The 13,369-nt window shown below is 61.5% G+C and carries 12 protein-coding genes and 1 tRNA gene; 9 read left to right on the forward strand and 4 right to left on the reverse strand.

The window, feature by feature from the left end; genetic code table 11:
* The first annotated feature begins 75 nt into the window (after positions 1-75).
* Positions 76-414: a hypothetical protein gene (locus tag AB0L91_RS29295; RefSeq protein ID WP_365015599.1), complete on the forward strand. Its 339-nt coding sequence runs from the start codon at positions 76-78 to the stop codon at positions 412-414.
* Between the two features lie 91 nt (positions 415-505).
* The gene (locus AB0L91_RS29300) at positions 506-685 is read left to right on the forward strand and encodes a hypothetical protein (RefSeq protein ID WP_355276921.1); all 180 of its coding nucleotides are present in this window, start codon (positions 506-508) and stop codon (positions 683-685) included.
* Positions 686-745: 60 nt separating this feature from the next.
* On the opposite strand, the gene AB0L91_RS29305 is transcribed toward AB0L91_RS29300, so the two are convergent.
* On the reverse strand, positions 746-958 hold the full coding sequence (locus AB0L91_RS29305; protein WP_218720840.1) for a hypothetical protein: 213 nt from the start codon (positions 956-958) through the stop codon (positions 746-748).
* 751 nt (positions 959-1,709) lie between these two features.
* Between AB0L91_RS29305 and AB0L91_RS29310 the strand changes: the two genes are divergently transcribed.
* The 4 genes from AB0L91_RS29310 to AB0L91_RS29325 all read left to right on the forward strand — a co-directional run bounded on the left by AB0L91_RS29310 (position 1,710) and on the right by AB0L91_RS29325 (position 8,426).
* The gene (locus AB0L91_RS29310) at positions 1,710-2,363 is read left to right on the forward strand and encodes a hypothetical protein (protein WP_365015601.1); all 654 of its coding nucleotides are present in this window, start codon (positions 1,710-1,712) and stop codon (positions 2,361-2,363) included.
* A complete protein-coding gene (locus tag AB0L91_RS29315; RefSeq protein WP_365015603.1) occupies positions 2,360-3,487 on the forward strand; it encodes an XRE family transcriptional regulator in 1,128 nt (375 codons plus the stop codon). Before AB0L91_RS29310 ends, AB0L91_RS29315 begins: the two co-directional genes overlap by 4 nt.
* Positions 3,488-5,371: 1,884 nt before the next feature.
* Positions 5,372-5,743: a hypothetical protein gene (locus tag AB0L91_RS29320; RefSeq protein ID WP_365015605.1), complete on the forward strand. Its 372-nt coding sequence runs from the start codon at positions 5,372-5,374 to the stop codon at positions 5,741-5,743.
* On the forward strand, positions 5,730-8,426 hold the full coding sequence (locus tag AB0L91_RS29325; protein WP_365015607.1) for an NAD-glutamate dehydrogenase domain-containing protein: 2,697 nt from the start codon (positions 5,730-5,732) through the stop codon (positions 8,424-8,426). Before AB0L91_RS29320 ends, AB0L91_RS29325 begins: the two co-directional genes overlap by 14 nt.
* Positions 8,427-8,693: 267 nt before the next feature.
* Here AB0L91_RS29325 and AB0L91_RS29330 read toward each other — a convergent pair whose 3' ends face one another.
* Entirely contained in the window at positions 8,694-9,782 is a 1,089-nt protein-coding gene (locus tag AB0L91_RS29330; RefSeq protein ID WP_365015609.1) for a hypothetical protein, read from the reverse strand.
* A 334-nt stretch (positions 9,783-10,116) separates the two neighbouring features.
* On the opposite strand from AB0L91_RS29330, the gene AB0L91_RS29335 reads away from it, so the two are divergent.
* The gene (locus tag AB0L91_RS29335) at positions 10,117-10,239 is read left to right on the forward strand and encodes a hypothetical protein (RefSeq protein WP_365015610.1); all 123 of its coding nucleotides are present in this window, start codon (positions 10,117-10,119) and stop codon (positions 10,237-10,239) included.
* 109 nt (positions 10,240-10,348) lie between these two features.
* Here AB0L91_RS29335 and AB0L91_RS29340 read toward each other — a convergent pair whose 3' ends face one another.
* The gene (locus AB0L91_RS29340) at positions 10,349-10,501 is read right to left on the reverse strand and encodes a hypothetical protein (protein WP_365015612.1); all 153 of its coding nucleotides are present in this window, start codon (positions 10,499-10,501) and stop codon (positions 10,349-10,351) included.
* A 73-nt stretch (positions 10,502-10,574) separates the two neighbouring features.
* Here AB0L91_RS29340 and AB0L91_RS29345 point away from each other — a divergent pair, with 73 nt between their 5' ends.
* The gene (locus AB0L91_RS29345) at positions 10,575-10,832 is read left to right on the forward strand and encodes a hypothetical protein (RefSeq protein ID WP_365015613.1); all 258 of its coding nucleotides are present in this window, start codon (positions 10,575-10,577) and stop codon (positions 10,830-10,832) included.
* A 257-nt stretch (positions 10,833-11,089) separates the two neighbouring features.
* Here the strand turns inward: AB0L91_RS29345 and AB0L91_RS29350 are convergent.
* Positions 11,090-11,163 (reverse strand) — tRNA-Arg (locus tag AB0L91_RS29350).
* A gap of 135 nt (positions 11,164-11,298) precedes the next feature.
* Here AB0L91_RS29350 and AB0L91_RS29355 point away from each other — a divergent pair.
* Entirely contained in the window at positions 11,299-13,365 is a 2,067-nt protein-coding gene (locus AB0L91_RS29355; protein WP_365015615.1) for a cytochrome c oxidase assembly protein, read from the forward strand.
* Positions 13,366-13,369 lie beyond the last annotated feature (4 nt).

Genomic DNA, 13,369 nt, shown 5'->3' on the forward strand with positions numbered 1-13,369 from the left:
GAGCGGAAGGGGCTGGCTGTGGCGTTGGTCGGGAGATCATGGGGTTCGCTGGGAGGAAGCCATCGCGCAGTCCGGGTGCGGACGCGGCGGCCGTTGCGGGTGGTCGAGTTGCTCACCGGCGCGATGCTGCTGACGATCGCGGCGGGGGGAATGGCCGGGCCGGTGGCCGCCGCTGTGCTCATCTACCGCAGCGGCGCGGGGCGGGAGGGCACGGCGGTGGCGGTGTCGCTGTGGCTGGCGATCGGCGCGGTGGTGGTGGCGCTGGCCGTCGCCGCGGCGCTGTTCGCGACGGCGTGGCGGCGCGTCCACCGGCGCCGTCCGGCGCCCGTGTCGGCCGAGGTGTGGTTCCCGGCCCCGGTGGGCAACCGGATGCGGCTGCCCGCGCCCGGCGTCGCCGTCGGTGGGGCGCGGTGAGCGTTGGCCGTCGGGCACGGTGGTGTGGCGCTCCGGCGTCGGCCCGGTCGCGGGCATTGGCACCGCCGCGTCGTCGGCGGACACTGGAGGAATGGTTGACAGGGAGCAGCGCACGCCCGCCTACGGCGTGGTGATGATTCTCGCGGCGCTCGGCGCGTCGATGGCAGTCAGTTATTACGGTCCGACGTGGTTCCGCGTCATGGTCTACATCCTCACGGCGATCATCGTCGTGGTGGGCGGTGTCATGACCTTCCGGGACTACTCGCACTGAGGCTGCGCGAGGTCAGGTCGCTCCGGCGAGCCGGGGGCGGCGCGTCTCGGCGTGTGGATCTCAGTGCTCGCAGTCGTTGTGCGCGGGCGGGCTGTAGGTGACGGCACCGCAGGCCAGGCAGGTATGGACCCGGTGGTGACCACCGATCCGGCGGCACGGCATCGCGACGACCAACGCGCGCCCGGCCCCGAGCCGGTGCCCGTTCGGGCAGAAGCGCGGCGACGGTTCGGTCCATACGCCGGCACGCAGATAGGGCCGGATGGATTCGCACATGTGTTCGATTATGCACATCGGCGGCGTCCGCGCGAGCGCGGCGCGATGGTGGTCGAGCGGGTCTTCGTGGTTCGCGCATTCGGTGCGATGTCGATTCCGTTGGCGCTCATGGTTTCTCGCTCCATGGAGCGCCGAACAGTCGGGATCCGGGCGCGGCGGGGGCCGCCGGATTTCGGAATTCGAGAGAGTCGCCGAGCATCACGGCCGACGGAATAGGGGTGATCTGCCCGGTCCAACCACGGGCAATCCCTACCTGGAGCGCCTGGCGCTCCGGGCCATATGCGGCCCTGAGCTGGAATACACGCAGGTCAGGGCCATTCTGCGCCCCCGGCGGGGCACATCCAAGATGGGAACGCTGGTTACCTGGGGAATCGCACTGGTCGGTTGGTCGTCGAAATATCGTTCGCCCTATCTTCGCGACATTGGTGCCGCCATCCAGCAAGGTGATCGTTCGATATCGGCGCCTACCGGAAGTCCGAGAGCCCGGCGACCGGCTCTGTAGTGGTCTCGATGACCGATGTGCTCGAAGGAGGAGGCGGGTGGAGGCTGCTCGCACTTCCTTGACCTCCGGTTTGTCGAAACTTTGTTCGATCTGGCGTGCGGTAGCCGGGTGCTGGCGTACGGCGGGCAAGGGTGTCGATGCGGCGACAGGGCGGGACGCTCTCACGCTCGGCCGTGTCCGAAAATGCAACCTCATATGTGGTAGATTTTTTGGACATCGCCTAGTTGAGTCATAGGAAAGGCGGCGGAAGTGGCCCTCCGGTACCGGAAACACCTCGCTCAATCAGATCCTGATCCGCTTCTGCGTTTCGATCTGTCCGAGCAGGAGGTACTTGACGTCGTCATTCGCGCAGTGGTGGATGCGGCCGATAACACGCATCCGCTCGCGCCGCCCGGGGCAGCGGGGCAACGGGCGTACCAGGCCGGGGTCGCAGTGCTTCGCGAGCTGCTCTTCGCGCGCGGCTGGAAGAAGGACGAGCGCAGCGGCGTGGCAAGGACTGTTCACCCTGAGCGGGGACTGGCGATCATCGTGGCAGTCGGTAACGAATACACAGGTATGCCGGGGACTGATGAGGATTTCACCACCAAGTGGCCTAAGGGTAGCTGCGCACTGACGGGGGAACGCTACGTCGCCGAGGGTTTCGACGCCGTCGATGAGTCCTTTCCTGTCAGTCCGACGGTGGAAGGAACCTGGGAGGTGTGGTATTTAGCACATCGCCGGGCCGAGGACCGCGTCTTCGTCGAGGTCAGCAAGCCTGGGCGGCTCGACGAGCGCGACTTCCCTGTCGACTGGCTCGACCGCATTATCCTGGAACCACTCGACCTGAGCGGCGCAGTCGATATCGACATCGATTCGGACGGCGATGATCATGGGGGGCCTGAAGTTCCGGTCGTTCCCAAATGACGACTGACCGTGAGTTCGTGCCATCCCGGCTGGTCTTCGCTCGACGACGAGCTGGGATTGCACGCACACACCTGGCCGCGGCGATCGGAGTGTCCGACAAGACCGTTCAGAGGTGGGAGAACGGCTCCGAGGAACCTTCGGCAGAGCGGTGCGCTGAGCTGGCGCGAGTGTTGAAGGTGTTGCCCGAGTTCTTCGGTATGGCCGAGATGGACCTGCTTGAGGTCGAAGCGGTCAGTTTCCGTGCCCTGACCAAGATGACGGCCCGGGAACGTGACCGCGCGCGCACGGCTGGTCGGCAGGGCGTGGCGATCATGGATTGGATCGAGCAGCGGTTCACGCTGCCCTCCAACGATATTCCGCCGCTGACCGACCGCGATCCAGAGGTCGCGGCTGAGATGCTTCGCGCGGCGTGGAATCTCGGACCTGGGCCGATCAGGCATCTCCTCGCGACGATGGAGCTGCACGGTGTTCGAATTATGAGCATCGCCAGCGACTTCCGTGACGTCGATGCCTTTAGCTTCTACCATCGTGGCACCCCGTTCGTTTTTCTCGATACGAGCAAGACCGCCGAGCGGCTGCGTTTCGATGCTGCCCACGAGCTGGGCCATCTGTGTATCCACTGTGCTCATGCTGTTCCGCATGGACGCGAGGCGGAGGCTGCGGCGAATCAGTTCGCTAGTGCGCTGCTCATGCCTCGCAATGATGTGCTGGCGGTTGGCCTGCGAAACCCGAGCGTGGCTCAGATCATACGTGCGAAGGCTCGGTGGAATGTATCCGCGACAGCGTTGGCGAACAGGCTGCATTCGCTGGGTCTGATGACCGACTGGACGTACCGGGCAACGTTGGTGGAGTTGAGCAAGCGTGGATTTCGCTCGGCGGAACCAGGTTCGGTGCTAGCTCATGAATCGTCGCAGGTCCTTGGCAAAGTACTGGCCGCGTTGCGTGGGCAAGGGATGACGGTCCGCGAGATTGCGAAGCAGTTCGGTCTCACTCCGGACGGGGTGAATGAGTACATGTTCGGCTTGACGATGACCCAGCATGTTGGCAGCGGGACTCGGAAGGTTTCAGACGAGGTTCCTCGGCCACAGCTGAGTGTCGTGTCGGATCATGTTTCCGTCAGGTAGTCCCGGTGCCTCCACGGACAGGACGGCGACATCGCCGGGAGAAGGGCCGACCCACAAGGTATGTCGCGACCTCGGTGGTTGCGAGCTTGGCTGAGTGCCTCCGCTGCAACCCGAGTTAGCGGAACAGTCCGACACTGCGCCTAGCTGCTAGTTGTGGCCCCGGCGACCGCGGGGACAGTGCGTTTCCAGCTCTCGCTCTGCGGGCATCGGAGGGTAACGGACACCATCCCGCTTCGGGGGATGCCCCATTGTGTGAGTTCTAGGTCGTGGTCAGTGATCCGTCGAACGCGAAGGCCGATACGGGACCGAGTGACCGCATGCGGTCGCGCGTTTGGGCACCGGTAGCGGCCGTCAACAGCCACCTGTTCACGAAGTTGCTCTTCGATGCGCTGAACCAACTCCCCGGTGTAATCCCTGGACTAGCGCAGGCTTTCGTTGATGAAGTGATCCCGGGTGCTGCCGCTAAGAGCCCAGGTTAGGCGCTACCAGGTAGGGTACGCAGTGGTCGGAGAGGCGGTGCGGGTTGAGCATGCACGCTTCTTCATCCCTGGCTCGGCGTCACAACGAAGGCAGCTGATAGCAGAGGGAATGGCATCCAATGAAGCCAACGCCACTTTTGGTCGCCGCTGCGTGTGATGTCAAGCAGGCTCGCAGTTCGCCCGACGTGTGGCGGGCTAGCGGGGTGCTCGAACACCAGCCGCTGTCCCGGATTGCCAGCCGCGAGTGTTGTCCGGACCATCCGTGCGGTTGCCGTCGCCGCTGCAGCTACGCTCGACGCGGACTGTCCGCTGGGATGGGCAGCTCAGCTGCGTCGCCTAGCCATGCAGTTGGCAGACTTGCCGGCGATTCGAGTGTGAGGGAAGGCTTGAGCCCCTCGATCACGCAGGTCTTCGGATCGGTCTGCCTGCATGGTGGCTGGGTTTGATCGGTCCAGGTCTTGCTTGAGACGCCGTGGTGTGAGAGCTTGGCGTGGCATCATTATATGTCCGAAGCAGGCTGTGGGTGATCTTGACATCGCTTTTCATGAGCACCTGCAGAAGGCCGCGGATCGAAGCAGTTCGACCAACGAACGCGGCCGGGCATACGAGGACGCGCTCTGTCTCCGAGTTCGTGTCAGCTTGCTCGGTGCAACGCAATGCTTCGAACCGGTTCGGGTCAGAGGAAGTGGACATCGCAGGCGGCAATCTTCGGGCAAGCGGCGGGCTGCAGCTACTTCCGGAGATATTCCTGGTCGAATGCAAGAACTGGAGTCAGCCTGTCGATTCGGCGACAGTGAGCACGTTCGCGACGAAGATTCTGCACCGAGGCTGCGAGCTGGGTGTGCTGGTGGCGGCGAGGGTGTCACGGGGACTCGTATGAACGGGTGGCTGCCTACCAGGCTGCTGCTAATGCCCTCCAGGAGAAAGTGCGTCTCCTCCTCTTGACAACCGATGATCTTAGGACTTTGGCCTCAAGTGAGGACGTCTTGACTCTGTTGCACAATCGCGTCCTTTGGATTGATCGCGGCCGGGACGTTCGTCATACCGGCTACAACCTGACCGGCGCTGACTGCGCAGCCGACGAGGCGTGGTGGTTTCGCCCGACGAGATGTTCTCGCACCCGTGGTGCCTTGTCGCAGCGCCGGTCTGTCCTCGGGGCGGGTATCGGGTGAAGTGGCACAAATACTATCGACAGCGGATCGGGCAACTTGTTCGTAGTTGCGTGCGGAACTACCCTGCGGCAACCGTTTTTGGGGGATGGAGTAGCCAGTGATTATCCGACCCTGCGGTCTCATTTTCGAGGCTAGTATGAATCTGCGATGCCAGTGAGGCGTGACGGTAGAGCGCTCTGGAGGTCGGGAGTGCTTGACCCGCATGTCACTGCTACTTGGAATGGAGTCAATTGGTGGTCGAGCTGAATTTTATGATAAGTCATGCTGATGATGCTGCTGCAGAGATAGATTCTCTCTACAAGAATATCGTCGAAGACGACAGTGTTCTGAAAATCAAGAAGTCCATTTCCCGCGCTCAACTCAACGCTGACGACATGGGTGCCGAGGACGTGATTAGGCTCATTCTGGAGCCCAGTGTGACAGCGGCATTGTCTGCATGCGTCACTGCCTGGATAACGCGCAAATCGCGTTTGCGAATAAAGGTCGTGGGCCCCGGTGGGATGGCCGAAATCGACGTAAACGGGCACGTGAAGCCATCCACAATCGAAACCGTGACGCGCGCGATCGAAGTAGCAGTAGGATCTGAGGCGAGTGAGACTTCCTAATAGTCAGTCGTCGAGGGCTGTCATAATTGGAACGGCAGCCTACGACGTCAATTCGGGGTTCTCCGCGCTCCCAGCCGTGGAGAATAACCTTATGGAAATTGAAAACTTCCTTCGAACTCAGACAGGGCTGCAGCATATCGTAAATGTGACGAATCCGCCCGCCGCGGTCTCTTTCGGTGACGCTTTGTCCAGCGCAGTGGAGGAGGCGGATGATCTACTGCTCTTCTATTACTCGGGGCACGGTACAACCGTCAATGACGAACTCGTCTTGACGTATTCGGCGTCCTCTGCGGACAAGGCGAAGTATACAACTGTGCCCTATTCGGCCATTCGTGAAGACATAGCGCGATCATCGGCGAGTATAAAGGTGGTTATTTTGGATTGCTGCTATAGTGGAAAGGTTCACGGAAAAGGATATTTAGGTAATCTCGCTGACGAAAATATCGATGATCAAACGGTCATCGAAGGAGCGTATGTTCTGACCGCAACAGGAACCACTCGCAACTTTGCGTCAGCGTCTGGCAATGGGGGTTGTACCGCGTTTACCGGCGCATTCCTTGATGTGCTACGTGCTGGAACCCGCCCGCAGGATCAGTTCATATCGTTGGCCACTTTGTTTCCCTTGCTGCAGGCCAGGCTGAGGGGCGAGAATCATCCAACTCCTCGATCCAGTGGCCGAAATACTGCCTACGGGCTCGCGCTCTCCCGTAACCCTCAGTGGCTCGAATCGCAACACAAGAGGTTCTTCCGAAACAGGGACGTGGAACTGCCGATCGAGGACTTTACCGCCATAGGTGTCGGCTACATCAGTGGTGATTCGAGCCCTGGGCCAATATTGGCGGATCGGATGCGACTGGTCGCAGCGTTCGATGACGACTACATATTTATCGATCCCGATCCAACTGCGATACTCGCAGCGCGAGAACGGCAGCGAATTTTCGGACAGCCCGAGGGGACATGGCAAGAATATGATCGGAATCTGATCAGTACGGGTGGAGGAATCTGGTCTCGAGAAGCTCCGTCTATACCCATAAGCCCGCAGGCTAGTGTCGCGCTAGATTTACATTCGGACATCACGGAGGTTTCACCAGCGGATCTCATAGATGCTGTGCTTCGCGCCCCTGTAGATGTCCTGCTGAACGGTGGTGCGCGAATTCTGATAAAGGCATCTGTCGAATCGATCGCAGCCTTGTCTGGATCGGTCGACGGTGAGGTCCACGTCGATGCCAGTTCTGTACGCGCTGCTGTGATATGCGAGGCTGGAAATCGAATTGCAACACCGCGTGCCCAAGTTGAATTTCTCGCTGCGGGTGGCCGGTTTGAAAGGATCGAACCAGATTCCGGTGTCGGAGGTGACCAAAACTATGAAGGTAATCTGGAGATCATTTTTTGCAACACCGGAAGCTCCATCGACGGATTTGTTGAGAACGACTACAGGGATTCTATAACTCGCGCATCGAATAAATACAGACTTCAAGCCGATGTCCAGCGTTCCAGGGTGCTCCGAACGGCTCAGCGTGAACGGTTGCCTGGAGGCTCTAGAATCTTCTCACGTTTGATAGAAGAGCTGCGGCATACGGAAAAAGAATCCCTGTCTGAGGTGGAATTTCCATTCGATACCGAGATCGAACGCAGGGCGCAGCGCGGACAAGGGCTGACTACATGGGAACTGGCGCAGCTTGCAGCCTGTGAGGAAATTCGTTTGTCCAAGAATCTGGCAGAGTGGGCTGATGCGCCGAGCAGATTATGGCTACATGCACTTCCTCAATACTTTTCCGATGGTCTCTGGAATTCGGACCTACGAGATAAGATGCAAAAGCACCCTCATCTTAGAATGATAGGTGCAGAACTGATCGCTCGCGATATGATCTACTTGGGAGGGATCGGCTACGTCAAGAGAATCACTGAACAGACCATGGCAACCATTCGGGACGTTGCTTCCGCCTTCGAGCTGTCGACCGAAATACTGGGGCTCCGACGGATCGTGGCAGAGATTTGGCAAAGTAGCCTTCCTGAATCTGAAAAGATCGACCTTGTCATATGGTTGAGATCTTGCTTGGACGGTATGACGCGGTGGTTCATCAACAATCGCCCTCGGCCGGCCAGTATCGGTTTCGAATTCAATCAGTATTCCAGGGGTGCTGAAAGTATTCGAGCCGTACTTGCAGGTCTGAAGGAGAGTAGCAGTTCGAGTTTCCTGTCCGTCGATTCGGGCCGGGCTCTGCCGGATGGCTTGCCCAGTTGGGTTTCCGATGATATACGGTTCTGTGAGTACTGGCCCGATCTGCTTAACATGGTCGACATTCATATGATCGCCGAAGTTGCGTACTCCTCTATTGTGGGGGCATACATTTCCGCGCGGCATGAGCTGCCGATTGGTCGAGTTCGCTCAGCTCTGCTTTCGGGTTTTACTGGAGGTCGTTGGCACGATGTGGCCTTGGTTCTATTACATGAAGAAGCATCAATGGCAATGCGGAACCTGGTTCTCTATACGTCACAAGGTGATGTGCTTCAGCGGCGTCTAGACGAGTGGGAGAAAATGCGAGCACGTCACTCTGCATGGGAGCCTGGCTCGAATTTCGTTTGGTCGCCAACATGGTCATATGACCTAGCGAGACTTTCTATTCTCGTGGGCGATCTATCTCATATCGCAAGGTATCCGGCATGGGCGGTGCCCTACTAGCATCGCGAAAGGCGCGTTGTCCCACCGGTCGCACGCCTCGAATGCCGACAATTGGCCGAGCTACGAGTGAGGAACGGCGGCCCAAGCTCGTGTGCAGAGTGTCTGGTTGGGTTTACACGTGGGTGCGAACCGACCGAGGGTCGTGGATCGCGCGAGTATCGGGCACCGTGCCGGCCGCGAACGGTCGAGGACGCCTCGATGTCGAGCAGTGGTGCTCCTCGCGCGCTACGGCGAGGACAAGCGGTCGGGTCAAGATCTGCAACCCAGCTACAGATCGAGTCGACGTCGGAGCTCCATGTCTATGAGCCGTGCGCGATTCGAATAGGTGATGTCGGTCCGAACGATCGGTCCGCCGGGATGGCCCTCACCGAGCTGTGGATCAGGAGTCGGAGTTGGCCACCTGTCGGGAGCGATGAATTTACAGAGAGATTCGATGTAGAAGCCGTGAACGGACGGCTGTCCGTTCACGTCGACTGCTGACGTGTCGAGGAAGCGGTCGGCCACTTCGAGGAAGCCGGGCCAGTCTGAGATCCGAGGTTCGACGATGGCGTTCAACCGTGCTCGTGTCGGATCGTCCAGTAGATGGAACAGGACATCTCCTGTGGATGGGTTCGTGGGACCGGTGTCGAAATCATTCTTGCAGGCTTCCAATTGACGCTCCCGATGGTTGGTCAGCGCGGCCTCGTATATTGCTAGTCTGCGGTCGTCGCTGCCGCGGTTACCGCTGGGTCGGCGACTGACGCACGCGACAACCATGGCAGTCGCGTTGAGGCCGAAATTCTGATTGTAGCTGTCTATGATGCTCTTGTAATCGGTTTCAGTTGATGCGCTAATAGTGGCAATATCTAGGAGGTCGGCAACCATGCTCATCTCTAGTGACCATGTTGGCTGGGGGTGGGAATGTAGATTGAATCGACGGGCTAGATTGATCGCGCCCTGAAATGCGGTGGCGCTGGTGAAGCGAACGCCGTAAATAGGAATGCGTGGTTTTTCGAAAGCAACCCTTCGGCGTAGGTCGGAGAATGCCACGGACAATTCACTAGTAGCAGGCATTTCTCCGTGCTCTGCCAGCTGCAAACAGTCCATCGAGAACTGCAGCGTCGCTGATGTCGTCGACAGGCACCGTGAAGCCGAAGTATCGGTCGAAGTATTTTGATTCGCTGACTCGTTTATGGTCGATGTCACGGTCCGTTTATCGAGGGTTCTGCTGGAAAAGATCAGCGAAGTGAGGTCGCGATTGAGATCTCTTTTCCACCCACGTAGCGCATCGTAGAGCGAAGGGTACTGGACTCGAAGGAATGTGAGCAGTAGTAGATCTGTAAAATTGACCTCTGTAGGGCCGATCATTGTGATCATGGCATCGAATTGGTGTATCAGTCGATGGATTGCCCGTAGAGTTGTTAGGTCAGACTTTGGAGCCAGATCTAGGAGATGTGTCGCGGGAGACTGATGGCCAACGTGCAGCGATTCCCAGTCGATCCCGGCCTCAAGAGCGACCTTTTTCAGCCTCACCACAACAGGGTGCATGAGCACAAAGGATCAGAGTTTGGTCGCCGAGGCGCGCACGGCGATGGGCTTCCCGGGCGCGTTCATCGGCGACTGATGCTCCGTATCGGGTGGTCATCTGACGCGAGCCTTACTCGGCAAGCATCATTGGATCTTGCTCCTGACCGCCGTTAGAGAGCCAACTGTGAGCGAAGAAGCGGTGGAACTGGTGAGGGTGGATGTGGTCGATACCCGCGGCGTCAGCGTGCTGCTCGATCATCTGCTGGCTGCCCGAGGCGGTCATGCGGCCGGACCTTCCAAGCCATAGAGAAGGGTGTCGTTCACAGCGAAGGCGTGTTTGGATCGGTCTCGAAAGTATCGGCGCAGGGCCGTCCGCGTCTTGTCGTTGAACGGCAGAGTGCGCGGCCGCCGTCCTTTCAGCGGACCATCACTGTGTTCTCGGCGAAGTCGAGGGCGTCAAGGTCGAGGTTCGCGACCTCGCCGATACGGGGGCCGACGTCGACCATCAGCCGAATGATCGCCGAGGAGCGCCGGTCGTCGAAGATCGTGCCGTCGCAATCTGCGAGCATCTTGCGCACCGCGCGGCGAGGGGCGGAACAGGGATCTTCTTCTCTGGAACCGTCAGCGGCGACAACTTCGCCAATGGTCCAGCTTGAGAAGCTCCTCGCGAACGAGGCACTTGCAGAATTGCTGCAAACTGCGGTTCTGCCGGTGCGCGAACTCCGGCGTCACAGGGTTTTGCGTGCGCTGGTTCAGGCGATTCAGCGTGTGCTCGATGTGCGTGCCGAGCACCTGACGCGTCAGGGATTCGAGCGTCGGAGGCAGGTTCTCGCTGGTCAGGTGCTTGCGGAAGGACCCGATGTCCTTGGCGTAGGTGGTCGATCGTCTCTTCGGATTTGATTTGCTACCGCACTACGCCCGTGAAGTCTTCGAGCAGTTCATTGATGTCGCCAGATCCTGCCGGATGCAGGCAGTTTACCTGCAAAGTTCAGGCGGGCAGGCGCAGCGCGCCGGGCGCTCGGAAGGAGACCGGGCACGTCTCGGCCACTTCTTCCGCAGCATCGGTATCCCTAGCTGTTGGAGCTTAGCTGTTGGAGCATTGTGCTGAGAACAAGGAGGCCCCTGACCCGCAATTTATGCAGGTCAGGGGCTGATTGCGCCCCCGGCAGGAATCGAACCTGCGACCTAGGGATTAGAAGGCCCTTGCTCTATCCAACTGAGCTACGGAGGCAGTGGCATCCACCTTGGCCGAACTCGGCGCCGGTGTCCAGCGCGAAAAGTATAGCGACCGACCAGAACGAGTGCTGGGATCGGCAGCGCCGCCCCATCGGGTCGGCTCCGGGCAGGTCGAACTACCCTCGTTGTCATGTCGTTATCGCAGGACCGTTCCGCTGGACCCGCCGTGGACGGCGCGCCACCGGTGGAAGCGGGTCGGGCTGCGCCGACAGGGAACGCCGCGACGTTCGGGGTACTGGGCGTCGTCGCCGGAGCGATGGCCGCGGTCGTCGCGGCGATCGTGGTCGGATTGTCGGCGGCGCAGGCCCTCAGTCTGCTGGGTATACCCGATCCGGGGCCGTTGACAACATATGGCTTGCCCGCGCTGCGGGCGGTGGCCGATCTGGCCGCCGCGGTGACCGTCGGCTCGCTGCTGTTCGCCGCGTTCCTGCTGCCGCCCCGCGACAGCGGACTGCTCGAAGCCGGTGGCTACCGCGCGGTGCGCCGGGCCGCCGACGCCGCGCTGGTCTGGGCGGGCTGCGCGGCGCTGCTGGTGCCGCTGACGGTCTCGGACACGACCGGGCAGCCGGTCGGTGACATCTGGCGGCCCGAGGTGCTGTGGCCGGTGATCGCCCAGGTCGAGGTCGCCGGCGCGTGGCGGACCACCACGCTGCTCGCGCTGATCGTCGCCATCGGCTGCCGCCTGGCCCTGCGCTGGGGCTGGACGCCGCTGCTGCTGGCGGGCTCGCTGATCACCATGATGCCGCTCGCGCTGACCGGGCATTCGTCCTCCGGCGGCGCCCACGATGTGGCCACCAACTCGCTGATCCTGCACATGGTCGCGGCCGCGGTCTGGGTCGGCGGCCTGATCGCCGTGCTCGCGCACGCCCTGCGCGGCGGTGCGGGCACCGATGTCGCCGCGCGGCGGTTCTCGGTCGCCGCGACCATCGCGTTCGTGGTGATCGGTCTCAGCGGCGTGGTCAACGCCTGGGTCCGGCTGCCCGCCGCCGACCTGTTCAGCACGACCTACGGCAAGCTGGTGCTGGCCAAGGTGGCGGCGCTGCTGGTCCTCGGCGTGCTCGGCTACCTGCAGCGCCGGGCCGCGCTGCCCGCGCTCGCCGCCGATCCGCGCGACCGCAGGGCGCTCATCCGCTTCGCCGGGGTGGAGATGCTGATCTTCGCGGCCACCATCGGCCTGGCCGTCGGCCTCGGGCGCACCCCGCCCCCGCCGCCCACCTCGATCCCGACGCCGGTAGAAGTGGAACTCGGCTACACCCTGGCCGGGCCGCCGACGGTCGGCCGACTGCTGTTCGACTGGCGCTTCGATCTGATCTTCGGCACCCTCGCGATCGTGCTCGCGGCCCTCTACCTGCTCGGGGTGTACCGCCTGCGCAAGCGCGGCGACGCCTGGCCGGTCGGGCGGACCATCGCCTGGTGCAGCGGCTGTCTGGTGCTGTTGCTGGCCACGTCCTCGGGTGTCGGCCGGTACTCGCCCGCCATGTTCAGCGTGCACATGGGCGCGCACATGGCGCTGTCGATGCTGGCGCCGATCCTGCTCGCCCTCGGCGGCGCGGTGACGCTGGCGTTGCGCGCGCTGCCGCCCGCCGGACGCGAGGGTGTGCCGGGTCCGCGCGAGTGGATCCTGGCCGCGGTGCACAACCCGGTCTCCCGATTCCTGACCCAGCCGGTAGTGGCGTCGATCATCTTCGTGGCCGGGTTCTACGCGCTGTATCTGGGCGGGATCTTCGACACCTACGTCGACTCGCACGCCGCGCACCTGATGATGAACGCGCACTTCCTGATCAGCGGCTACCTGTTCTACTGGGTGGTGATCGGCATCGATCCGAAGCCGCGCGAGGTGGCGCCGCTGACCAAGCTCGCCATGGTGTTCGGCACTCTGCCGTTCCACGCGTTCTTCGGTATCGCGCTGATGAGCATGAACACCGTGCTCGGCGGCTGGTTCTACCGCACCCTCGGCCTCGGCTGGAACATCGATCTGCTCGCCGACCAGCGCAACGGCGGCAGTTTCGCCTGGGCCAGCGGCGAGGTGCCGCTGGTCGTGGTGATGCTGGCCCTGCTGATCCAGTGGTCGCGCAGCGATCAGCGCCTGGCCAAGCGCACCGACCGGGCCGCCGACCGCGACAACGACGCCGAACTCACCGCCTACAACGCGATGTACGCCGAGCTGGCGCGTCGCGACGGCGAGGTGCGTCAGTGAGTGG

It is taken from the genome of Nocardia sp. NPDC051833 (assembly GCF_040681225.1).
Lineage (GTDB): Bacteria > Actinomycetota > Actinomycetes > Mycobacteriales > Mycobacteriaceae > Nocardia.